The organism is Mucilaginibacter flavidus (assembly GCF_024055575.1).
Taxonomy (GTDB): domain Bacteria; phylum Bacteroidota; class Bacteroidia; order Sphingobacteriales; family Sphingobacteriaceae; genus Mucilaginibacter; species Mucilaginibacter flavidus.
The window spans coordinates 14,487-36,179 of sequence record NZ_JAMXOE010000031.1 but is presented as its reverse complement, the minus strand read 5'-3'; the positions used below and the strand labels follow the sequence as shown (position 1 = coordinate 36,179).

The following is a 21,693-nucleotide window of genomic DNA, read 5'->3' as shown; positions in this document are numbered from 1 at the left end:
ACCTCATTAATCTATGCCCGGCAAAATTCCTGTTATATGCAATTAGTCGCCTCCAATTCGTGTAATTCGTTTAAATTCGTGAAAATTTGTGCCCTTCATTAAATTAGTGCCATTTATGAAACCAATCCTCGCCTTTCTGTTTCTACTGTTTGTTATTAATTCCGGCAAAGCCCAGCAGCATGCCGAATACACCCCACCAGATGACCCGGCCGTTCAACAAAAGCTGGCGCAATGGCAGGATTTAAAGTTCGGCCTGTTTATGCATTGGGGGCCATACAGCGAATGGGGCGTGGTTGAAAGCTGGAGCCTTTGCCCCGAGGACGAGGGCTGGACACAACGCAAAGGCCCTTACGGCGCCGATTATAATACCTACAAAACGGCTTACGAAAACCTGCAAACCACTTTTAACCCAACCCACTTCGATCCGGATAAATGGGTGCGGGCCGCAAAGGACGCCGGTATGAAATACGTGGTTTTTACTACCAAGCACCATGACGGGTTTAGCATGTTTGATACCAAACAAACCGATTATAAGATAACCAGCGCCAAAACACCTTTCTCAACCAACCCGAAAAGCAATGTGGCCAAAGAGATTTTCAACTCTTTCCGCAAGGAGAATTTTATGATAGGCGCCTACTTTTCAAAACCCGACTGGCACAGCCCCTATTATTGGTGGCCGTACTTTCCACCTAAAGACCGGAACGTAAATTATGACCCGGCCAAATACCCTGAAAGATGGCAGCAGTTTAAAGATTTTACTTATAACCAGCTACAGGAACTGATGACCGGCTACGGCAAAATAGATATTTTGTGGATGGATGGCGGCTGGGTGCGCCCGTTAAGAAAAGCCGATTCGGCTTTGGCGCACGAGATGGGCAACAGGTACAACCAGGACATTGATATGCCTAAAATTGCTAAAATGGCCCGCGCCAACCAACCTGGATTAATAATGGTTGACCGCGCTGTGCCTGGTGCATACGAAAATTACACCACGCCCGAGCAGCAGGTGCCCGCAGCACCCCTCAGCTACCCATGGGAGTCGTGTATAACCATGGGCAACTCCTGGAGTTATGTACCCGGCGATAAATACAAATCATCGCAACAAATAGTGCAGCTGCTGGTAAAAATTGTGTCGCGCGGCGGCAATCTGCTGATGAACATTGGCCCCGGACCGGATGGCGATTGGGATCCCGAAGCTTACAATCGCTTGGCTGATATTGGCAAATGGATAAAAATTAACGGCGAAGGCATCTACGCATCAAAAGCCATTGCGCCATACTCGGATGGGGATATCTTTTTCACCCAAACTAATGGCGGGAATAATGAATATGCGTTTTTGCTGGGCAACGAGAATGGATTGATACTGCCATCGATAGTTAGCATTAAAACCGGCAATGCACGAAAGGTTCAGCAGCTTACGCTATTGGGAGTAAAGCAAAGACTGAAATGGAAACAGGATGGCGATGTAATTAACGTTACGATTCCTGCGGCACTGCAAAATAACAGCGGTTTAAGCTATGCGGCTGGGTTCAGGATAACTTATTGACACGAATTACTAACCATAACCTAATAACTATTGGTGGGGCAAATTTGTGTTTCACCGGTAATAGATACTTAAAGACCGCAAGGTAAGGATGTGTGTGATACGCCCTTACAGTTTGTCGTGGTTGTTAATCGTAGTGCCCTTTTAAAGAATATATTTTAATCCTGTCATTACCTTCGAGGACCTGGTATATAATTCTGTGCTCAAGATTAATTCGCCTGGACCATAACCCTGATAAGCCATATTTTAAAGGCTCAGGTTTTCCAATGCCTTCGTAAGGTGTTTCTTTTATTGAATTCAGTAATTGTTGGATTTTTTGCTGAACAGCTTTATTCCCGGACTTTTTCCAAAAGTTTATGTCTTTTTGAGCCTCGTCAGAGTAGACTATTTCCATAAGTCTTCAGTTTTTATCGCCTTAAATCTTCCGGCTTTAAAATCTTCTTCACTTCGCTTTATTTTTTCTATAAATTCGGGATTGTACGGCGACTTTTCCTCTTCAAAACGTATTTTAAGAGCTTTCATAAACGCTTTCAAAGCTGCTAACTTCTCTTTGTTTTCCGGATGTGCTATCAATATTCCCATATTTCAAATTTACAACTTTATTTCTATCAATTAAAAATGACAGTTTGATATTGCTCTGGCGGTTACGTGACTTAATTCGTGAAATTCGCCTAAATTCGTAATAATTAGTGACTCTCATTAAATTTGCCCCTAATTATGAAACTTAACGAACTTACATCCTACCTCGAAAGCCTGGCCCCCCTCGCTTACCAGGAAGATTACGATAATGCCGGCCTGATTGTTGGGCGCCCGGAAATGGAAGTGCACCGTGCGCTCGTATCGCTTGACTGTACGGAGGCCGTGGTTAATGAAGCTATTGCTACCAACTGCCAGGTGATTGTATCGCATCATCCGATTGTTTTCCGTGGATTAAAAAAGTTTAACGGCAAAACTTATGTGGAACGCGTGGTGGAGAAGGCCATCCGCAACAACATAGCCATTTATGCCATACATACCAACCTGGATAACATGATAGCCGGCGTAAACGCCAAAATATGCGAAACGCTGGGGCTAAAAAACTGCCGCATCTTATCACCCAAACATAACCTGTTAAAAAAACTGGTTACCTACGCGCCTCAAAGTCATGCGGATACGGTGCGTAATGCCCTTTTTGCAGCCGGCGCCGGGAACATTGGCAATTACAGCGAAACCAGCTTTAACGCCGAAGGCACAGGCACTTTTAAAGGGAATGACCAAACCAATCCATATGTTGGCGAGCCGGGCAAGCGTCACCTTGAAAACGAGGTGCGCATCGAGACAGTTTATCCCGCCATATTGGAAAGTAAAATTTTAATGGCCCTGGTTTTAAACCATCCTTATGAGGAGGTAGCTTACGATTTATACAGCCTCACTAATCAAAACCAGCAGGTTGGCTCGGGAATGATTGGCGAGCTGGATAATGCCCTGGCCGAAGAAGCGTTTTTACACCATGTGAAAGAAAAAATGCATTGCCACGTCATCCGCCATACTGAATATACGGGCAAAAGCGTTAAAAGAGTAGCGGTATGTGGAGGCGCCGGAGGCTTTTTATTAAAGCAGGCCATTGCCGCAGGAGCCGATGTTTTTATAACGGGCGATTACAAATATCATGAGTTTTTTGATGCCGATGGAAAGGTGCTGATTGCCGACGTGGGACATTTTGAAAGTGAGCAATTTACGCAGCAATTATTGTATGAAATTATTACAAAAAAATTTACTAACTTTGCCGTCCGTTTAACAGAAGTAAATACAAACCCCGTCAAATATTTTATTTAATGGAACAAACCGTAGAACAGAAGCTTAAAGCTTTATACGAGCTACAAACTATCCACACCAAGATTGATAAAATTCGCCAGGTTAGAGGTGAATTACCTATGGAGGTTGCCGACCTTGAAGATGATGTTGCAGGTCTTGAAACCCGTATACAAAAAATTAAAGCCGAGCTGGATGATTTGGAAGATGATATTGTTACCCGCAAAAACCTGATAAAGGATGCGCAGGCAAACACAAAAAAATATGAGACCCAGCTTAACGAGGTTAAAAACAACCGCGAGTATGATGCAATTTCGAAAGAAATTGAGATACAGGGACTCGATATACAGGTAAGTGAGAAAAAAATCAGGGAGTTCGGTTTCGAGATAGCATCAAAAACCGGGATCTATGAAAAAGCCCTTGCCGACCTGGAATCGCGCAAAGCCGACCTTGACGCCAAGAAAGCTGAATTAGGTACCATCACAGCTGAAACACAGAAAGACGAAAACGAATTAACGACCCTTGCCGACAAAGCAATTGTTAACATCGACGAGCGTTTACTGATTGCTTACAACCGCCTGCGCCAAAATGCAAAAAATGGCCTTGCTGTAGTAACCATCCAGCGTGACTCGTGCTCTGGCTGTTTCAACCAGATTCCGCCACAGCGCCAGTCGGACATCCGTCAGCGTAAAAAAATAATCGTTTGCGAACATTGCGGTCGTATATTGGTTGACGAGCAAATGGCTTTGGAAGCAGAGGAGGCGTAATTGCCCCCGAACCCCCTACCGCGTGTCGCCCTAGCTTTAGCGGTGGCGCAAAGGGAAAATAAAAGATTTGAAAGGCACTCAGTGATGGGTGCCTTTTTTGCTTTCTTAATAAATCAGGGCTCGCAAAGCCGACCCTGATTTATTAAGAAAACAATTTCCGGTCCGTCTGGTGAAAGTCGCCGTCTTTATAATAAGAAGGTGCCCAACGCGCGTCAGTGTAAAGGTAATATGTGCCCGGGGTTTTCGCAGGCGCGGGCGGCGGGGTTTTCGGTGCGCCTTTTTCGGGTTTGGCGGGTGCCGGATGAGCATCACGGAAGTGGAAGTGGTCGACAAGCGCTAATGCTTCAAGAGCAAAAACAGTAGCCATTTCCTGGTCATGGATTTCGATAAGGTTATCACCATTTTGTTGTTCCCCAAGTTCCGCAAGGTTACTGGAACCCAGCCACACTACGGCATCAGGTGTATTAAAGCCGCAAACAATAAATTTATGGTGTATCTGGTGGCCTATACCAACTGTCGCCTCTTTGTTAAAGGGCGGGGGAAGTATCGTTGAGCCTGGTTTACCTGTTACCCTAACCCCGGTTGGGGACGACGGTTTGTAGAAAGTGATACTATTAGTTGAATCGGTAATACCCGCCGAAAAAATATCGGTTCGCTGATGCAAGGCGATTAAGGCCGGTATTATGGTGCCGGATGCTTTGTCATCGGTCTCCATAACGGCAAAAAGTACCGAACTCTTCTCGGATGCAACCCTGGCCGTAATCTTATCGAGATTGGCCTTTGCCTGGGTTTGGGTATGCGGCGCGAAGGTAATTGACATAGGGGGAAGCGCGGGGTCATTAAAGGCAAAATCTTTGGTGGGCAAATCGGTCGCTTTGAATTTAGGCGCCGATGCCTTATCGGTCCAGGCCTCATTGAATAGGCGCTGGTAAAGGGAGATCACGTCCGGGTGATTGAAAACTATCACATGGTTGGAATTAACGTACATCCCGGTTACCGAAAAATTGGTAGACCCGCTCAATAGTTTTACCGGGGTACGGGTCGCGCCTTTAGTGACGATGAAAACTTTATTATGCTGGTAACGGTCAAAATTGCCGCGTACCAGCGCAGAAACGGCAGGGCCGCCCCCTGCCTGTTTTTTTTCCGCCAGGATAAATTCTTTTTGAAACTGATCTTCCGGTATATCCCCGGTTTTATCATGGTGCAGGCCGGCATCATCCAGCACCATCCTGATCCGACTCTGTTCTGCCAGTGTAAGAAAATAGGCCAATAAGTCCGGCTCGCTCAGGTCATAGGCTAATACGTCAAGGGAAAGGGTTTTGTCGTTGACCACTTTTTCTACAGCGGCAAATATTTTTTCCCTGGCTGTGAACCCCGACCAGGTATATTCATCAAGAAACGTGTAGTTTTCACCTGCGCTATTCGTGCCGGCTTGCTGTGAGGTATTGTACAGCAACGGTGTTGGCTTGGGTTTGAATGGGGCATCTTTGCCGAACCTTACGGCAAAAGCCTGCGACTGGACAAAGCCCCTCGTAAACCCGAGTTCGATGTCGCCTTTTACAAAGCGGTCAACCGTTGTGTTTACGGTAACACTCAGGCTCCTGTCAATGGGCAGCAACCGGCCATTATTGAAATACCTGGGGGTAACGGTATATTTATAGGCGCCATAAAACACTTTATCCGTTTGGTGAAGGCTCCCGGGTACGTGCAGCCAGCGGAATTTTTGGATGGGCGAATTCAAGGTCGACCTAGCGGGTTCCTGGGCGACCTGCGTATGCAGTGACGGAGCCTCAAATTGCAGTTCATTGAACAGGTAGTAAGGTGTATTATTGCCCGGTTCGCAGTAAAAAGTAAAGCCGGCAAGGTTTTTTGTGTCCGCCTCGTCGAGGTTGCAGGCTATCATAACTTTCGCGTCGCCGCGGAAGATTTTCACGTTAAGGGATGTTTGGGGAGTTGCCATATTGTAATATTTATTTAGGTGCCTAAATATACCATTTATTTATCAATTGCAACAGTATTATGCTGAATTTCAATCATGTACGGTAACTTTTTATATTTAAAATGGATTTCTCACATTCTCAGCCCGCCCGATAGGGAAACTTTCGATAAATGATTTTCTCCTGGCGGTTACTGCCGACGTTATCAATCGTCATAAGTGCATTGCAGATCACGACTATCGCACGGGTTAAGACGAAAAAGGCCTCCATAATTTTAATATACGGCAATTGGGGAACCCTTCCACGAACATTATCGCACATCGATTGTATCATTAGCAAACTATTTACCAATCTGTTACTATGGCTTACCGGGGTGCTTTGTTTTCTTTCCTTGTACTCGCGTTTATATGCTTCAAGGTAAATGGCATGGTCAAAAACGGGCTCCGGGCCGATAGCGCTATCAAACAAACCATCAATAAACTCTGGAAGTTTAAAAGCTTCAAGCCGTTGCCCGGAGCAGGAATGGGCGGCTTCGACAAAATTGATATGCTGGATTTAACCAACGAGAAGTTTTTAACAATTTACCCCGACAGAAATAAAAAGGAATCGCAACAGGCAGCTTATGAAATAGTTAACAATGCTATTGTTATAAAAATCCAGGACAAAGAGAGTAACATGGAATTAGAAATCAAAACACTTACAACTAGTACACTCACGTTAATTCTCAGAGTAATTTACAATAGCAGCACCGACAGCAAACGAATGGGCACTGACTTGCTGGAGCTATCATTTGAAGCCGATTGAAACAATGCCACTATTTAATGGCAGCCAATACCCGCCTCCCACCAAAGTCCTCCGCATAAACCACCCGCTTATCATCGCCCAACTTAACATCCTTAATTTCCCCCGGCCCTTCAAACCCGATGCGGATGCCGGCTATTTTGCCGATGTTTTGGTTTACGGCTGTGGTGAATATCTCTTTGCCATTGAGGCTTACAGTAAACTTATGGTTTTGCACAACACAGGCCAGGTGCTGAAAGTTGGCGAAATCGCAACCGAAAGCACTTAAGTCGGTTGTTTTGCCCGATATGTATTTATCGCCGGTAGATAATTGCAGGTTGGCGATGCACCCTTTGTCGCAAAGTGGTATGTCGATTGCGTTATTTGTGCCAATAATTTCCACCAGCACTTTCCGGCACAACGACTGCTCGGGGGCAGAAGTATTGCGCAGCGTGGTTTCAAAGCTAAAATTGTCGCCTGCCAGGCCTTCAAAATCACGCAAATTGTAAAAGTAAACCGCCGAGCCATTAAACACCGGGGCACCTTTTATTTTTTCGAACTGGCGCGCGGTTATTCCCAGCGCACCGGGCATGTGGATGGAATCGTTATTGAGGTAGCTTGGCACAGGGTCCTTGTCAATAAGGCCCAACCAGCCGTTGGTTTTTATGAATACCGGCTGCTCTTTCTTTACCCGTCCGTTAATCACCAGTTTGGCATTAAAATACCCGGGCACGTAATAAATAGAGGTATGTTGCTTCCCGTCGCCGGCAACCTTTTCTCGCCGTTTGGGATCCCAGCTCTGCTGTATGTACACGCTGTCGCTATGATATGCCGAGGCATCATAATCAAAAACTACTGAGTTGGGCATTTTATCGCTAACAACCCGGGCACTGAATTTTACCGGCGCATTGGCTATAATTGCCGGCGCTCGTTTTGCAGCCAGTGATAATACCAGGTAGGCCGCAACGGCCAATCCCGCAATGGTAAAAATTACAGGCATCGATAACTTTTTGCGTTTTACGGCCTGCAGCGGTTCTCCGGCGGGCACCTTTACTTTGTTTAATTCGGGTTGTTTTTTAAATGTGCGCCAGTCGGCGAAATCAAGGAAGCGGGCCAGTGCATTAAGGGTTATGATGGTTGGCGTATTATCATAACGCACCTTACCCCAGATGCGTTTCAGGGTTGAGAGGCTCAGGCGGGTTTGTGTTTTTTCGAAAATTAGTTCGCTCAGTTTTTCGAAATCATAATCGCCCCAGTTGCCGCTGTTTTCCCAGCTCAGCGCCTGCTCGGCCAGCTCGCGCCAAAGTACTATGTATGGCTTTTCGGTACCCATTTTATGGTTTCAATAACGGCATTAAGTTACTAAATGATTATGACGCTTGGGAATGGGGTTTCGTTACAAAAAACTCATTTCGCGCCGGGTTAAAGCCCGGCGCTACAACATGGGCCGAGCCGATGGCTCTTTGTGGAGGCGGCGATGTCCCCTGTTTGCATTTGAACTTTTTACCGCAGGCCTGCGACCTGCGCTGGCGGATGCCGCCCCGTTGGGGCTATGAAAAACGTAAATATGATGTTCTTTTTTACCAAAAATAACACCGCAGCGATACACCCAGCCCCAACGGGGCGACACTCATCAGCACAGGTCGCAGGCCTGTGCTAATAGCGAATCCAATCCCTTAATCCTCTGATTGCATTTGAATTTCTCTTGAAAGCTATTTGAACAGGCCTTACCATGCTTTAACCTCAATTTTGATTTAGCAAATCCCAAATCCTCTTTAGCTCAAATTATTGTGAAAGCATTTTTTACCACCTCAAAAATAATATTAGCAATTACGCTGCTGTCCAACGCAGTTAAGGCACAGGACAGCCTCAATTTCTCGCCGCCTTTAAAAGCGCCCATTGTGTATGCTATTGAGGCTAAAGACAATATCGTAGTGGATGGACGGCTGAGTGAAGAAAGCTGGAAAGTCGCGCCCGTTATCTCCGATTTTTTTAAGCTGCAGCCCCGGCAGGGTGGTGCCTACCGGTATAAAACCTTTGTTAAAATAGTGTACGATAAGAAGAACCTGTACTTCGGCGTTTTTTGTAAAGATACAGCAGGCAAAAAAGGTGTGCGTGTTCAGGATTATCGCCGTGATTTTACGCCAGATAACGATGTGTTTATGATACAGCTCGACCCACAGAACCTTAAGCGTTTTTGTGTGTCGTTCCAGGCTACGCCGCTGGGCACGCAGGGCGACATGCAGGTGTTTGACGACCAACTACAGGATGTGAATTGGGACGCCCTGTGGAAGGTTAAAACCACGGTTTCCGACAGTGGCTATTGTGCCGAGTTTGCTATCCCTTTTAAATCGCTGCGCTACGTTAAACACGGCAACGATTCGGTTTCGTGGAACCTTACTTTTTCGCGTATTGCCCGGCGCGACAATGAGCAAACGGTGTTCCCGGCTATCCCACAAACCTACTCTCCCTACCGTATGAGCTACGGGGCCGAACTGAAAGGTTTGCAACTGCCGCCGCCATCCACCAATATCAGGGTGCAGCCGTATTCGTTATACCAGTATTCGCAAAGCACCGACGCCGACAATATAACCACTCACAGCAGCACGCTTAAATTTGGGGGCGAAGCCAAGTGGGCCGTAAACCCGCATGCCGTTTTGGATTTAACGCTGAATACTGATTTCGCCCAGGCCGAAGTCGACCAGGCGGTGAATAACCTTACCCGCTTTAATGTGCTATTCCCGGAGAAACGGCAGTTTTTTTTGGAGGACCAGGGTGTATTTGCCGGGGCAAGTATAGAAGGTTTAAAACCGTTCTTCAGCCGCAGTATCGGGCTTTCAAATACCCAGTTTAACGCTAAGCCCGTACCTATCGACGCCGGGCTGCGCTTTACCGACCGCACAAAAGACCGAACCTTTGCCTCGCTATACGTGCACCAGGAAGGCACATCCGAACAGGGCGCTGCCGATTTTGGCGTGCTGCGCTACCTTAAAAACTATGGCAAGGAAAATAACATCGGCGTAATGTTTACCGACCGGGTTGACGAGGCCGACCCGCGCAAAGGTTTCAATGCCAAAAATAACAGCACGCTTACGGTGGATGGTTTGGTTAGGCCGAGCAATACTTTGAGTATACAATACCTAACATCGGTATCAAACAATAACAGCCCCGACAGCCTGGGTTTTGCCAGTTATTTTAAGATAAAATACTTCGATAACAAGTTCTTTTTTTACTACCAGAACGAGTTTATATCGCAAAAGTATAACCCGGCAATGGGTTTCATCTTTCAAAATAACGTGATCTACCACCAAACGGTTGAGTTTATTTCCCTGCGGCCCAAAAACAAAAAGTGGAGCTGGATACGCGAGGCCGAAATTGGGTTCGACGTAAATTATTACCAAAACGCCAGCGACTTTAAATTCCAGCAGTCCGATTTATACATTTACCCAATTTACATCGTACTAAACAACGGCGGTGTGGTGCAATATGCTATCAGGCCCAACTGGCAAAATATCAACTTCGATTTTAGCCTGCTGGGTGTTAAGCTGGCGCAACGCAATTATTCATACACCGTGCACGAGCTTACTTATCAGTCGGACCAATCAAAGAAATTCTCTTTTTTAGGCGATTTTAACTTTGGCCAATATTACAACGGTTCGATGCAATCGACAGCATTGGGGATGCGTTATGCGCCCAGCCCCATGATTGCCGTATCAGCCAATTATACGCTGCAGAAGTTTGAGGATTTCGGGCTCGATAAGGTTAACCTGCGTACCAGCTTGTATAACGCCCAGCTGCGTGCCGCGCTTAACCCGCAGGTGCAGGTTTCGGCCTATTACCAGTATAATTCGTTCGGCAAACTGGGCCAGTGGAACGCCCGCGCAAGCTGGGAATTTGCCCCGCTAAGCTTTATTTATCTGGTGTATAACGAAAATAACTTTAAGGATACCCCGGTTAAAAACCAATCGATGATAGCGAAGATTAGTTTTTTGAAGCAGTTTTAGGGGGGGATTATTATTCTGTACTATAAGTGTGAAATGTCCCCCAGGCAAATTCATCTCCTTCTGCTATGCGTTTAAGAAGATTACGCTTTTCTGCATTGTCCGCGTTGATAACTGATAGATCACCTCTTTCAATTTCCTCAAATCCCAAAACGTCAAAATCAAATGATTCAAAAGATTCTTTTGCAACGATAAGAAAATCCTCCCTGTCGAGTGCCCTATAAGCTACATTAACAACGGCTCCGATTGCATGACCCAAATCATTGTTGCCGTTTATTGTTTTCACATGCAACAGGCCAAGCCAAATATCTTTATTCATATTTACCAGGATACCCGTGATGAAGATTCCTGCTGAATTTACCAGCTTTAATAAATATCACAATTTCTATTTTTTATCTCACGTGATCGGAAGCAAACTATTTAATCAACAAACTTAAACGCACAAATTTTTTGCGTTGGGCGCGTTGACAAAGGCTTAGATTGCTCTTCGGGTCATTTGCCTTTAAAAAACAATCATCCGATGAGCGGATGATTAACGAAATAAATATTACATCGCTTCTGCCTTCTGCTCAACCACCTTTTGCGGAAACAAAGGATTTATACCCACAGCAATCAATATCACCAAAATACAGCCTATCGCATTAAGCCATAAATAAGCCACTGTTCCCCGATAACCAAGGATGCAGATTGTAATTTCGGTAATCACAGCTGCTATAAACACGGCATTGCCCCGTATTTTTTTGAGGTAGAATGCCACCACGAACACCCCCAGGATGGTGCCGTAAATGTATGAGCCGAGCTGGTTTACAAACTCCAGCAAATTGCCCACCTTGCTGGCGTAAAGCGCCATGCCCACGCATACAACGCCCCAAAAAACGGTTGCCAGGCGCGATGCGTCCAGGTAGTTTTGGTCGCTGGCGCCGGGGTTGATGATGCGCTTATAAATATCAACCACACTTGTTGATGCCAGTGAGTTTAAGGCGCTTGCCGTTGAGCCCATCGAAGCAAGGAAAATAATGGCCACCAGCAAACCTATTAACCCGCGGGGCAGGTAGTGGGTAACAAAGTTGAGGAACACGTAATTGGTATCGTCGCCATTGGCTTTGGCGTTATTTCTTTTCATCACACCGATGGCTTCCTTGCGGATATCGGTAGTTTGTTTGTCGGCAACTTTTAATTCCGATTGCGCTTGGGCTATCTGGGCCTTGTCTTTGGTGTCAAAGGCTTTTACCAGCGCTTCTGATTTAGTTTTGCGCTGCTCAAATGCTGTGGCGTATTGTGTCTCGAGTTTATTGTATTGTGCCGAGTAGCTGCTGCTTTTTACCTGGTCCACCTCGTAACGGTTAAAAAACATGGGCGGGCGGTTAAACTGGTAAAAGGCGAACACCAATATACCTATCAGCAAAATCAGAAACTGCATGGGTATTTTCAGCAGGCCATTCATAATCAATCCCATGCGGCTTTGGCCAACCGAGCTCCCGGTTAAATAACGGCCAACCTGGCTTTGGTCGGTACCGAAATAGGATAGCTGTAAAAAGAAGCCGCCGATAAGCCCGCTCCAGATGTTATAGCGGTTATTGGGGTCAAACTTCCAGTCGATAACATTCATGCGGCCCAGCTTGCCGGCAAGCTTAACGGCTTTGCCAAAACCAACGTTGCCGGGCAACAGGTGTACTACGAGCACGCCGGCAAAGAACATCCCTAAAAAAATAATGCTCATTTGCAGCAGTTGCGTATACGATACCGCCTTGGTGCCGCCATAAACGGTATAAAATATTACCAGGCTGCCAATAAACAACGTAGTGTAAACGGTGTTGATGTTAAGTATGGTCGACAGGATGATGGATGGCGCGTAAATAGTAATACCCGTTGAGAGCCCCCTTTGTATTAAAAACAAAAAGGATGTAAGCGCCCGTGTTTTAAGGTCGAACCGGTTCTCCAAAAACTCGTAAGCGGTATAAACTTTCAGCCGGTGAAAAATGGGCACAAAGGTTACACAAAGCACGATCATGGCCAGCGGCAAACCGAGGTAAAACTGCACGAATCGCATCCCGTCGGAATAGGCCTGGCCGGGTGCAGACAGGAAAGTTATGGCGCTGGCCTGCGTAGCCATTACAGATAGCCCGACATGGTACCACCGCATTGAGCGGCCGCCCATTAAAAACTGGTCGATGTTTTTGTTGACGCCGCTTTTCCAAACGCCATAAATAACGATGGTTAGCAGCGTTGCGGCAAGAACTATCCAGTCGGTTAAGCTCATTCAAAAAGGATGGTAATGAGCCAGAAAATGAAGATCAACAGGACCAGCCATCCGGCTACAATGCCGTAAAACTGGTTCCAGCTACGAATAAATGAAGGCAGTTCCGGATCAGGCGTTGCCACGTCCCCTAACAAATACATTAAGGAAGAAGCCGGCAAACAACAAGCCAACCACGCCCAGGATTGGGATCAATACAAAAGTGGTATCTATAACCACACCAATAATCAAGCCGGTAAGCAAGCCTACAAGGTAATATAATGAATCGTTATTTTTAACTTCTTCGTGGTGTTTCATAATTGCGGGTATATTATGGCACAAAAATAAATATTAAATGGTGGATAACAATAGGGGGAGTGTTAATTGTTTGCGGCTGGTCGTATACATGCGCACCTTTAACAACTCTGTGGAACGCAAATCACATTGCTGCTTTTACATTTTGGCTAAAGCCATCTATTTATTGCGCAGGTATCCGCCCCTTAAAAGGGACGGCAATGATTATAATAGCTGTCTGCTTCATTGCCGTCCGGCTTTAGCCGACGGGCAGAGAAATTATGCCCCCCTGGCTTTAGCCAAATTCCGCCTGAATTCTGCGCGTTGGCGCGTCGGTAGTGTTTAACACGAAAAAGCCCCCGGTAAACCAGGGGCCTTGCTATAAAATCTTTCCGTAGCTTACAAATATTTTGTAATATCAGCAGACAATGGTGTTGTAGCCGAGCGGAAACGGTGAATCAATTTACCTTTTTCGTCAATCAGGAATTTCTCGAAATTCCATTTAATTTCGCCGGTAAAATCAGGATTTTCAGCTTCTGTTAAATATTTGAACAATGGGTCGATATCGTCGCCTTTTACGCTAACCTTTTCGCTAAGCGGGAAGGTAACACCAAAGCGTTTTTCGCAAAAAGTTTTGATCTCGCCATTGGTACCTGGGTCTTGCTGACCGAAGTTGTTTGCCGGGAACCCAACAACAACAACCTTATCCTTATACTGTTCGGCTAATTTTTGCAGTTCGGCATACTGAGGCGTGTAGCCGCATTTTGATGCTGTGTTTACTATCAACACTTTTTTGCCCTTGTATTTGGCGAGCGAAAAAGCTTTCCCCTCAATTGATTTCAGCTTAAAATCATAAACTGATGATGGCGCGGCTGTAACAAACATAAAAGCGCAGATTAATGCAAGTAATTTCATAATATTTAAAATTGGATTTTTAGTGTCAATTACCAGTACGAAGGTTTTTAATTGCCCGTTGCCTCCCTTTATTACCCCAACCGAAAATAAGAACCTTATACTGTAAAATGGCTTGCGTTGTGCCTGTCCGGCGTTCGTGTCCACACGTATAAGATTCTTCGCTCCCGCTCAGAATGACAAAAAGTAAAATTAGCTAATAAAGGCTCGCTTATTCAAATAGAAATCTTCTTTTAATGTCATTTTTTTCTTGTCGGCCGGGGCTTTGTCTTTGTAGCCCAGCAAATGCAGGGCGCCATGGATAATTACGCGGTGCAGTTCATCTGCTTCGGTATGGCTGAATTTGAGCGCGTTTTCGCGGATGCGGTCGATAGAAATAAAAATATCGCCAACTATGGTTTTGGCGATATCCGAGTTATCAAAAGTTATTATATCTGTGTAAGTATCGTGGTTAAGATACTGTTGATTTATCTGTAGCAGGTAACTGTCCGAACAAAAAATATAGGTTAGCTCTTTCAGTTTATAGCCCTCGGCAGTTACGGTATCTGTAACCCATTGCCGCACGGCTGTTTTTTGTTTTAAAGTATAGGTGATGTCTTCTTCAAAAAACTGGATAGCCGGCATTATATCTTAAAGTGAAGTTCAATTTCGTTGCCTTTGGTATTATAAATGTACTGGTCGGCCAGGTGTTTTATAATAAACACACCACGACCTGTTAAGTTCTCCAGGTTTTCCGGAGCGGTTGGGTCGGGCAGGTTGTTGTAGTCGAAGCCTTCGCCTTCGTCGGTGACTGTCCAAACAATGCGTTTGCCTTCCACGTCAGCGTTTACGATAACCTTTTTAGTTTCGTCGAACTTATTGCCATGTGCAATAGCGTTATTTACTGCTTCACTAAGGCACGTCATCATATTGGCGAAGGTATCTTCACTTACCTGGTGCCTGTCGGAAATTTCTTCTATCAAATTTTCCAGCAATGTTATGCTCTCTTGTTTTGAAGGAAGCTGTAAGGTGTACATTTCACCTGCTTGAACATTTGATTGGTCCATGTCATTTAGCGTTGAGTAGATCAAAGTATGATTTAATTTTTGTTTTATAATAAAAATTCAGCGCAGGCGGCACTGTCCGTACCTGTTCTGTTTGTTTTTGTTTGCTCTGCTGGTATTCCTGCAGTGCTTTAATATATCCCGGCGGCACGTCTTTTCCTGCTTTACTTTCGCGTTGCTCATCCTGTTCACGTTCCTGTTCAGCCTTCGCGGCCTCTAATAAACGGGTCTGGATTTGCTGTTGCCGTTTAATTGCATCTTCGGTTATTCTCCTGTTTACGAGATCGCGCTCGGTTTGTTCCATTTCTTTCGAAATTTTATCAAGATTCCCTAACCCGCCTGTGCCGTCTTTGTTTTCTTCGCGATCAATTTGCTGTAAAGCCTGCCGAATCTCCTGTTGTTGGCGCGCTAATTTAGCTAATTGTTCGCTCATATTTCCATTATTCCCCGAAGAACTTTTTCCCTGGTTACCCTGTTGTCCCTGCTGCTGCATCTGGTCGCGGGCCTTCTGCATATTCTGGTTTAGCTGCTGTTGCATTTTCGCCAATTGGGATACCGATTGCTTGCTGCCTTTGCCCTTGCCGCTACTTCCTTTCTTCTGCATATTTTGCAGTTGGGCCAACGCCTCGCTTAATAACAGCGCCAGGTTATTCATCGATGTCATGGCATATTGCTGGTTGCTGGTAGCCTTGGCGGTGTTACGGTCGCCCAGGTTTTCGAGCGATTCATCAATATGATTATTAATGCTGGTTATCTCCGTATTTACAGTCGATTGTATTTGCGGTATACGGCGACTTAATGCATACAAGCTGTCTTCGGCAGTTTTAAGGTTGTCCTTTATGCTTTTCTGGCTCTGCGCCAGTTTTACATAATTAGGGTCGCTTGGGGCGGTGGATTTCAGCGTTTGCATCACCTTCTCCTGCTCAAACGAACTGTTTACCAAATTTTTCAACAGTTCGCGCAGCTGCTGCGCATCAATCTCGGCCTCTTTCTGTTCGCCCTCCTGCTGATTTTGCTTCATTTTTTGGGCCAGCTGCTTCATCTTGTCTGCTGCCTTTTTTTGCGATTGGGATGCTTTTTTACTGTCTTTTTTATCCAGGTCATCGCTGCTTTTGTCCATTTCCTGCTGGATGCTGTCTTCGTCTTTTTTCGGGTCTTCAAAATCCTGCTTGTGCTCGGCCTGCTCGTTTTCCTTTTTTAAATCATCCAGCGATTTTTTGATATCCTGGAAATCTTTATTTGCTTTTTGCTGGTCCTTTTGCAATTGCTGCGCATCGGCATTGGGTTGTTTAGCCTGATCTGAGAGTTGCTGCTGCTGCTCAGCCAGTTTGTTCAACTGGTCGGCATTTTGGTTTAGTTTCTGCTCAAACTCCAGCTTTTTGTAAAGCTCCAGCATTCGGTCAAGCTCTTTTTTAAGCGATTTATTGTCGCCCTGCATTTTTTGCAGTTCGTTGCGGGCGCCTTCTTTTTGTTCCTGCTCCAGCATTTCCTGCAGGCGTTGCAGCATTTCCTGCATTTTAGGGTCAAGCACCTCGTTCAGCAATTTTTCCATCTGCTTTTGCTTTTCGGTAAGCTCCTGGCTTTGTTGCTGGTTTTCCTGGCGATTGTACTGGTTCTTTTTGTTGTCGGCCTGCACCTCTTTTACCAAATCTTCCAGATCCTTGCGCTTTTGCAGCAGGTCCTGAATTTGCTTTTTCTCGTCGAAAGATAGCGTATTTTTATTAAGTAATGTTTGGTTCAGCTTTTGCGAATCTTTTTCCAGTTGCCCGGCCAGTTTTATTGCCGATTCCATTTTTTGTTTGATGGCCTGGCTGCCGGCATTTAGCTGCTCATTCAGTTCTTTTGCATCAGGGATGTTGTTTGTCCGCTCAGGCGAGCGCACCTTTTTCGGCCCGGTAACACCATCGTTATCTGCCACTTCAAAATAGTAGGTTACCTGGTCGCCGGGCTTTATACCCATATCCTTCAGGTTCCAGAAATAAAAGAAATCCGACTGCGGCTGCGCCAGATCGGCCTTAACCGGTTTGGTATAAGTTTTTACATTGGTTTTATCGCCGGGGGCGCCAACGGTATAGTGAAAGTTTAAAGACGAAAAGCCATGGTCGTCCTGTATCCTGCCGTTAAAGTAAAGTGTTTTCAGGCTCACCGAATCCTGTTTTTCCTGCACGGTGATGGATGGCATTTCATCGGCAATAACATTAACGCGGTAACTCGCCGAGTCGCTATGGCTTACGCTACTGTTAAGCGGTGTTATCTTGTAGACGCTGTTTTTTATGATCCTTTCCTGGTGATAAAAAACATCACGGGCCACATCGCGAACCTGGCCGTTACTGCCATTCATGCTAAAGGCTAAATTCAAAGCGTTTTGCGTGTGCATTTCCCAGGTAACGGTGGTACCCGCGGGTATGATTAAATCGCCGGCATTTTTTATCGTTTCGTTCTTTTTGTGCAGATAAGCGGGATAGTTAAGCGCCACGTCAAAATGCAGTAGGGCCGGGCGCAGGTTAACCTTAATTTCGTAGGGTTGCGAGGTAAAGCCGTTAGCCGTTAACTTAAATGCCGTGTTTTGCTGCAGGTTGGTAAACAGGTAATGAAATTTGCTGATGTTCTCTTTATCCAGCTTAAATGTATTGTTAGCTGTTTCTACGTATACATCTGCAGGCAGTTTATCGCCGTCGATTTTTAGGTCAAGTTTTAAATCATCGCCCTGAACAACCGAAAGGATTTTGTTTTGAATGATAAAATTAAACGGGGCAACAGGCACAAAATATTCGTTATGGCGGATAAGTCTTTTGGTACTCTCGGTTAATATGGACGGTGCCGCAAAAGCTAAAATAATTATCACCCCGGCCGGGAACAGCAACCATTTTAAATACTTGCGGTTTTCTTTAATATTTACTGCCGATGGAAAACTCACCGGTTTTAGAGCTTCAATTTTTTGGTTGATGCTGGCCTCGATCAATGCCCGGTGCTGTTCATCCTGCCCGGCTTGTTTTTTTAGCTGCAGGGTATTCAGCAGCTTATCGTGTACGTCGTTAAAATGCTTGCCGATAATTTCGGCGGCCTCATCATGCGTTAACGATTTGCCCAGCTTTAACCAGGCCAGCAGCGGCGGCATAATCAGCCAGATAACCAGGCTAAGGTTAATCGCGATAAAAAGGTAAAAAAGCAGCGTACGGAAAAGGATATTGAAGTTGCCAAAGTACTCGCTGAGCGTGAAAACTACATAGGCCGAAAACAGGCCCGCACCTAAAAATATCAGCCCCCGTAAAAAATTGTTGAAATAGTATTTCCGGATAAAGATGTTGATCTTATCAATCAAAAGTTCATAATTATCGGCAGCGTTCATATTTCGATACAACAGGTGCAAGGTATAAACGAAAATACATTTATTATAATATAAAACCACCAATAAACTTAATTTACCGGCCTGTGATTAAACATATCGCCTTGAGCGCAGGCCTGCGACCTGCGCTAATGAATGCCGCCCCTTTGGGGCTGAGTGGGCTGCCTTCATTCTGTGGATGTTGGAAACATTGATAAAATAGGTTAACCGGAATTACTAAATTGAAGAAAAATCGTAAAAGCCCCAACGGGGCACAATTCGCCAGCACAGGTCGCAGGCCTGCGCCAATAAAAATTTGAAGATCAAAATACGTGTGAACTACTGTGGTTTGTGCTTCCAGAAAGCTTTGGCCGTTTCATAGATATCGTCGTCGTTGCCGGTTATCCATTGCAGGGGGATGCGTACATAATCGCCGTGGTCGGTTTCCTGTTTAAAGTAGATGTAGAGTACATCGGCCATACGGCCGCCGTTAACCTCAATGTTGTCAACATCGCGCCACGAAATGCTGATGTTATGCAGGTAGCTTGTTATTCCTTTGGTAGTTATTTCGAGCGCGATGTCGCCTCTTAGTGCAGGTATAAAGTATTTTTTAATAACAAAAACAAGTATCAAAGCCGCTATGCCGGCCGCGGTCAAAATTGCCAGGGCTATTCCATTATCGCCCGCTTTCGCATTCGAGATAATATAAGGCACGGCAACACCAATAATGGCGGCTAAACTAATAACTGCAAACCAGCCATTAAATTTGTTGTAACGATATTCTACCGGGTGAGTTGATAATAACATAGTATTGCAATAAGTCAAATATAAAATTATTATTTAAACGGGGGTAAGGGTAGTGATGTACAGTAGAACGCTTTTTATTTTCACCGCAGGCCTTCGACCTGCGCTGGTGATGGCCGCCCTTTCAGGGCTGAGCGCGCAGACGGGCCTGAATTTGGTACTCCTACATTGTCGCCTTCGTAACATGTTAACATAAGTTGAAGAACATCCCCAAGCCCTGAAAGGGTGTAATTCATCAGGCCAGGTCGCAGACCTGGTTTAAAATGTTTGTGTTAATCGTCAAGCTTACCGCTTCAACAAACACAGTATTTAATTTAAATTAGCACCTTACATTACAAGCAATATAACCTAATTCCAAATCATGGGACAATCACTCGTAAAAAATTATATGCACATAGTGTTTAGCACAAAACATCGGGAGCCGCTTATTTACGCGCCATATGAACTGGAGCTACATAATCACTTGGCAGGCATTTGTCAAACGTATGAGTGCCATCCCATAAAGGTGGGCGGCTATACCGACCATGTTCATATTTTGTGCATGCTATCGAAAAAAATAGCGCTCATGACCCTGGTTGAAAAGATAAAGGCGAGTTCATCAAAATGGATAAAAACCAGGCATGAATCGCTGGAAAATTTTTATTGGCAGAATGGTTATGGAGGATTCTCAGTTAGCCCCGACGATGTTGATTCCATTATTGCATATATAAGCAACCAGCATCAACATCACAGCAAAATTCATTTTCAGGACGAATACCGGTGTGTTTTAAAAGAACATAGGGTTGAATATGATGAACGATATGTTTGGGATTAATATGTGCTCTTTTCACCGCAGGCCTGCGACCTGCGCTGGTGATGGCCGCCCTTTCAGGGCTGAGCGCACAGGCGGGCCTGAGTTTGGTTATTCTACGGTGCCGCCTTTGTAACTTGTTCACAGAGGTTGAAGAACATCCCCAAGCCCAGAAAGGGCGTAATTCATCAGGCCAGGTCGCAGGCCTGGTTTAAAAGGGCATTTATCGCGGTTCGATTACCGCAGGCCCCCGACCTGCGCTGGTGATGGCCGCCCTTTCAGGGCTGAGCGCGCAGACGGGCCTGAATTTGGTTCTCCTACAGTGTCGCATTCGTAACATGTTAACATAAGTTGAAGAACATCCCCAAGCCCTGAAAGGGCGTAATTCATCAGGCCAGGTCGCAGGCCTGGTTTAAAAATGTGTCTGTTAAAACCGCCCGGCATATCCCTTGAACTATTGCTACTAAACACTACTGCTACTTCTTCGCCGCTTCATTCAACGCATCCACCACCTTAGCCGCCGTTACTATTTGTTCCGGCGGAATCATAACTGGCGGTTTATGGACCAGAGTACCTTTCTGCTCTCCGGCTTGTATTTCGCCGAGGTTTATTTTTGTGCCGATTTTGGTGGTAAGCGTTATTACAATATAGTTATTGTATTCTTTATCGTGCCCGTTATAATACCAGGTAGTTTTATAACCGATGTTGGCGATATTGACAAATGGTATGCGGGTAGTTTCAGGTATAAACCACCAGGAATTTTTGGTGGTCCGGATTTCCCTGGCTTTGGTGTCAATTACCGTCATTCGGCCGGGAAAGAAAAATGCCACCAGGAACGTGCTTAACACCAGCAGGAAGAACAACACGGAATTAATGCGGCTGGAATACTTTTTCAATACAGGTATTGCCCATATTAACATGCTGATAATAGCAAATGCAATGTAGCCCAATATAAAATACTCCACAAACCTGGTTGTCGCAGTTTGGTCGTCCGAAAATGTGGAAGCCATGCCCGGTATGGTAAGAAAGTTGCGCGATAGCGAGAAATAGTGGTTATGAAACGGCGCCAATGCAGTCGCCAGGGCATCTTTACTGCGCAAGGCCTCCAAAACTATTTCTATCAAGAACACGATGGCAACTGCGCATACTGCTTTTATCAGTAAAACGCGCCAGCCGGTTTTGTATTTGCTTTTTTCTTCTTTCACCGCGTTATTTATCAATTTTTAATTACACAAAATATATGTCTTTGCTGCTCCATGGATTAAAAAATAAAGGCAACAGGTTACTCCTGGTGTTTCTTTTTTCTAACCAATCAATATTACAACAGCTAAACCAGGAGTACAATACTACATGTGCATTATTTACTGTATGAGCGAAACGTTTATTGGGCGGTTGCTGACGGCGAATTATGGAACCCGTTTTTACTTTACAATACAAAGGCGCTGCAGTGTCGAAGATCTGATTAGCTAT

The 21,693-nt window shown here is 45.3% G+C and carries 20 protein-coding genes; 7 read left to right on the top strand and 13 right to left on the bottom strand.

What is annotated here, in order from left to right; genetic code table 11:
• The first annotated feature begins 115 nt into the window (after positions 1-115).
• Positions 116-1,546, top strand: a complete 1,431-nt coding sequence (locus tag NAF19_RS27440) for an alpha-L-fucosidase (protein WP_252793573.1) — start codon at positions 116-118, stop codon at positions 1,544-1,546.
• Positions 1,547-1,670: 124 nt separating this feature from the next.
• Here the strand turns inward: NAF19_RS27440 and NAF19_RS27435 are convergent, their stop codons facing one another.
• Together NAF19_RS27435 and NAF19_RS27430 are read right to left on the bottom strand one after the other, a co-directional pair.
• A complete protein-coding gene (locus NAF19_RS27435) occupies positions 1,671-1,937 on the bottom strand; it encodes a Txe/YoeB family addiction module toxin (protein WP_252793572.1) in 267 nt (88 codons plus the stop codon).
• Positions 1,928-2,125, bottom strand: coding sequence for a DUF2683 family protein (locus NAF19_RS27430; RefSeq protein ID WP_252793571.1), 198 nt, complete (start codon positions 2,123-2,125; stop codon positions 1,928-1,930). The genes NAF19_RS27435 and NAF19_RS27430 overlap by 10 nt, the downstream gene beginning before the upstream one ends.
• A 135-nt stretch (positions 2,126-2,260) precedes the next feature.
• On the opposite strand from NAF19_RS27430, the gene NAF19_RS27425 reads away from it, so the two are divergent.
• Both NAF19_RS27425 and NAF19_RS27420 read left to right on the top strand, forming a co-directional pair.
• Positions 2,261-3,358, top strand: coding sequence for a Nif3-like dinuclear metal center hexameric protein (locus NAF19_RS27425; RefSeq protein ID WP_252793570.1), 1,098 nt, complete (start codon positions 2,261-2,263; stop codon positions 3,356-3,358).
• A complete protein-coding gene (locus NAF19_RS27420) occupies positions 3,358-4,101 on the top strand; it encodes a zinc ribbon domain-containing protein (protein ID WP_252793569.1) in 744 nt (247 codons plus the stop codon). Before NAF19_RS27425 ends, NAF19_RS27420 begins: the two co-directional genes overlap by 1 nt.
• Positions 4,102-4,243: 142 nt before the next feature.
• On the opposite strand, the gene NAF19_RS27415 is transcribed toward NAF19_RS27420, so the two are convergent.
• Complete coding sequence (locus tag NAF19_RS27415; protein WP_252793568.1) at positions 4,244-6,061, bottom strand: phospholipase D-like domain-containing protein; 1,818 nt, start codon at positions 6,059-6,061, stop codon at positions 4,244-4,246.
• A 337-nt stretch (positions 6,062-6,398) separates the two neighbouring features.
• Between NAF19_RS27415 and NAF19_RS27410 the strand changes: the two genes are divergently transcribed.
• Positions 6,399-6,842, top strand: coding sequence for a hypothetical protein (locus NAF19_RS27410; protein WP_252793567.1), 444 nt, complete (start codon positions 6,399-6,401; stop codon positions 6,840-6,842).
• Between the two features lie 10 nt (positions 6,843-6,852).
• On the opposite strand, the gene NAF19_RS27405 is transcribed toward NAF19_RS27410, so the two are convergent.
• The gene (locus tag NAF19_RS27405) at positions 6,853-8,151 is read right to left on the bottom strand and encodes a hypothetical protein (RefSeq protein WP_252793566.1); all 1,299 of its coding nucleotides are present in this window, start codon (positions 8,149-8,151) and stop codon (positions 6,853-6,855) included.
• Between NAF19_RS27405 and NAF19_RS27400 the strand changes: the two genes are divergently transcribed.
• Both NAF19_RS27400 and NAF19_RS27395 read left to right on the top strand, forming a co-directional pair.
• The gene (locus tag NAF19_RS27400; RefSeq protein WP_252793565.1) at positions 8,133-8,411 is read left to right on the top strand and encodes a hypothetical protein; all 279 of its coding nucleotides are present in this window, start codon (positions 8,133-8,135) and stop codon (positions 8,409-8,411) included. The two genes, NAF19_RS27405 and NAF19_RS27400, sit on opposite strands and share 19 nt — an antisense overlap.
• 197 nt (positions 8,412-8,608) lie before the next feature.
• Positions 8,609-10,822 (top strand): DUF5916 domain-containing protein, encoded by a 2,214-nt coding sequence (locus tag NAF19_RS27395; protein ID WP_252793564.1) that lies wholly within the window; start codon positions 8,609-8,611, stop codon positions 10,820-10,822.
• Positions 10,823-10,832: 10 nt separating this feature from the next.
• On the opposite strand, the gene NAF19_RS27390 is transcribed toward NAF19_RS27395, so the two are convergent.
• The 8 genes from NAF19_RS27390 to NAF19_RS27355 all read right to left on the bottom strand — a co-directional run bounded on the left by NAF19_RS27390 (position 10,833) and on the right by NAF19_RS27355 (position 19,436).
• A complete protein-coding gene (locus NAF19_RS27390; protein WP_252793563.1) occupies positions 10,833-11,138 on the bottom strand; it encodes a S26 family signal peptidase in 306 nt (101 codons plus the stop codon).
• 228 nt (positions 11,139-11,366) lie between these two features.
• Positions 11,367-13,079 carry a sodium:solute symporter family protein gene (locus NAF19_RS27385; protein WP_252793562.1) on the bottom strand — a complete coding sequence of 571 codons (1,713 nt, stop codon included), beginning with the start codon at positions 13,077-13,079 and terminating at the stop codon, positions 11,367-11,369.
• A 108-nt stretch (positions 13,080-13,187) separates the two neighbouring features.
• Positions 13,188-13,373, bottom strand: coding sequence for a hypothetical protein (locus tag NAF19_RS27380; protein ID WP_252793561.1), 186 nt, complete (start codon positions 13,371-13,373; stop codon positions 13,188-13,190).
• Positions 13,374-13,748: 375 nt separating this feature from the next.
• Positions 13,749-14,264, bottom strand: a complete 516-nt coding sequence (locus tag NAF19_RS27375; protein WP_252793598.1) for a glutathione peroxidase — start codon at positions 14,262-14,264, stop codon at positions 13,749-13,751.
• Between the two features lie 189 nt (positions 14,265-14,453).
• Positions 14,454-14,885 (bottom strand): rRNA maturation RNase YbeY, encoded by a 432-nt coding sequence (gene ybeY / locus NAF19_RS27370; protein ID WP_252793560.1) that lies wholly within the window; start codon positions 14,883-14,885, stop codon positions 14,454-14,456.
• Positions 14,885-15,307 carry an ATP-binding protein gene (locus tag NAF19_RS27365; RefSeq protein WP_252793559.1) on the bottom strand — a complete coding sequence of 141 codons (423 nt, stop codon included), beginning with the start codon at positions 15,305-15,307 and terminating at the stop codon, positions 14,885-14,887. Before NAF19_RS27365 ends, ybeY begins: the two co-directional genes overlap by 1 nt.
• Before the next feature lies 1 nt (position 15,308).
• The gene (locus NAF19_RS27360; protein WP_252793558.1) at positions 15,309-18,653 is read right to left on the bottom strand and encodes a DUF4175 family protein; all 3,345 of its coding nucleotides are present in this window, start codon (positions 18,651-18,653) and stop codon (positions 15,309-15,311) included.
• A gap of 315 nt (positions 18,654-18,968) precedes the next feature.
• Complete coding sequence (locus NAF19_RS27355) at positions 18,969-19,436, bottom strand: hypothetical protein (RefSeq protein ID WP_252793557.1); 468 nt, start codon at positions 19,434-19,436, stop codon at positions 18,969-18,971.
• 358 nt (positions 19,437-19,794) lie between these two features.
• Here NAF19_RS27355 and tnpA point away from each other — a divergent pair, with 358 nt between their 5' ends.
• Positions 19,795-20,247: an IS200/IS605 family transposase gene (gene tnpA / locus NAF19_RS27350; protein WP_252793556.1), complete on the top strand. Its 453-nt coding sequence runs from the start codon at positions 19,795-19,797 to the stop codon at positions 20,245-20,247.
• A 452-nt stretch (positions 20,248-20,699) separates the two neighbouring features.
• Here the strand turns inward: tnpA and NAF19_RS27345 are convergent, their stop codons facing one another.
• Complete coding sequence (locus NAF19_RS27345) at positions 20,700-21,428, bottom strand: hypothetical protein (RefSeq protein ID WP_252793555.1); 729 nt, start codon at positions 21,426-21,428, stop codon at positions 20,700-20,702.
• Between the last annotated feature and the right edge of the window lie 265 nt (positions 21,429-21,693).

What these genes read in the sequence shown, in the direction of transcription:
- NAF19_RS27365 (WP_252793559.1), bottom strand. Translation starts at nt 15,307, where the DNA reads ATGGACCAATCAAATGTTCAAGCAGGTGAAATGTACACCTTACAGCTT.
- NAF19_RS27420 (WP_252793569.1), top strand. Translation starts at nt 3,358, where the DNA reads ATGGAACAAACCGTAGAACAGAAGCTTAAAGCTTTATACGAGCTACAA.
- NAF19_RS27405 (WP_252793566.1), bottom strand. Translation starts at nt 8,151, where the DNA reads ATGGGTACCGAAAAGCCATACATAGTACTTTGGCGCGAGCTGGCCGAG.
- NAF19_RS27385 (WP_252793562.1), bottom strand. Translation starts at nt 13,079, where the DNA reads ATGAGCTTAACCGACTGGATAGTTCTTGCCGCAACGCTGCTAACCATC.
- NAF19_RS27440 (WP_252793573.1), top strand. Translation starts at nt 116, where the DNA reads ATGAAACCAATCCTCGCCTTTCTGTTTCTACTGTTTGTTATTAATTCC.
- NAF19_RS27410 (WP_252793567.1), top strand. Translation starts at nt 6,399, where the DNA reads ATGGCTTACCGGGGTGCTTTGTTTTCTTTCCTTGTACTCGCGTTTATA.
- NAF19_RS27390 (WP_252793563.1), bottom strand. Translation starts at nt 11,138, where the DNA reads ATGAATAAAGATATTTGGCTTGGCCTGTTGCATGTGAAAACAATAAAC.
- NAF19_RS27400 (WP_252793565.1), top strand. Translation starts at nt 8,133, where the DNA reads ATGGCTTTTCGGTACCCATTTTATGGTTTCAATAACGGCATTAAGTTA.
- NAF19_RS27380 (WP_252793561.1), bottom strand. Translation starts at nt 13,373, where the DNA reads ATGAAACACCACGAAGAAGTTAAAAATAACGATTCATTATATTACCTT.
- ybeY (WP_252793560.1), bottom strand. Translation starts at nt 14,885, where the DNA reads ATGCCGGCTATCCAGTTTTTTGAAGAAGACATCACCTATACTTTAAAA.
- NAF19_RS27435 (WP_252793572.1), bottom strand. Translation starts at nt 1,937, where the DNA reads ATGGAAATAGTCTACTCTGACGAGGCTCAAAAAGACATAAACTTTTGG.
- NAF19_RS27415 (WP_252793568.1), bottom strand. Translation starts at nt 6,061, where the DNA reads ATGGCAACTCCCCAAACATCCCTTAACGTGAAAATCTTCCGCGGCGAC.
- NAF19_RS27425 (WP_252793570.1), top strand. Translation starts at nt 2,261, where the DNA reads ATGAAACTTAACGAACTTACATCCTACCTCGAAAGCCTGGCCCCCCTC.
- NAF19_RS27355 (WP_252793557.1), bottom strand. Translation starts at nt 19,436, where the DNA reads ATGTTATTATCAACTCACCCGGTAGAATATCGTTACAACAAATTTAAT.
- tnpA (WP_252793556.1), top strand. Translation starts at nt 19,795, where the DNA reads ATGGGACAATCACTCGTAAAAAATTATATGCACATAGTGTTTAGCACA.
- NAF19_RS27360 (WP_252793558.1), bottom strand. Translation starts at nt 18,653, where the DNA reads ATGAACGCTGCCGATAATTATGAACTTTTGATTGATAAGATCAACATC.
- NAF19_RS27375 (WP_252793598.1), bottom strand. Translation starts at nt 14,264, where the DNA reads ATGAAATTACTTGCATTAATCTGCGCTTTTATGTTTGTTACAGCCGCG.
- NAF19_RS27430 (WP_252793571.1), bottom strand. Translation starts at nt 2,125, where the DNA reads ATGGGAATATTGATAGCACATCCGGAAAACAAAGAGAAGTTAGCAGCT.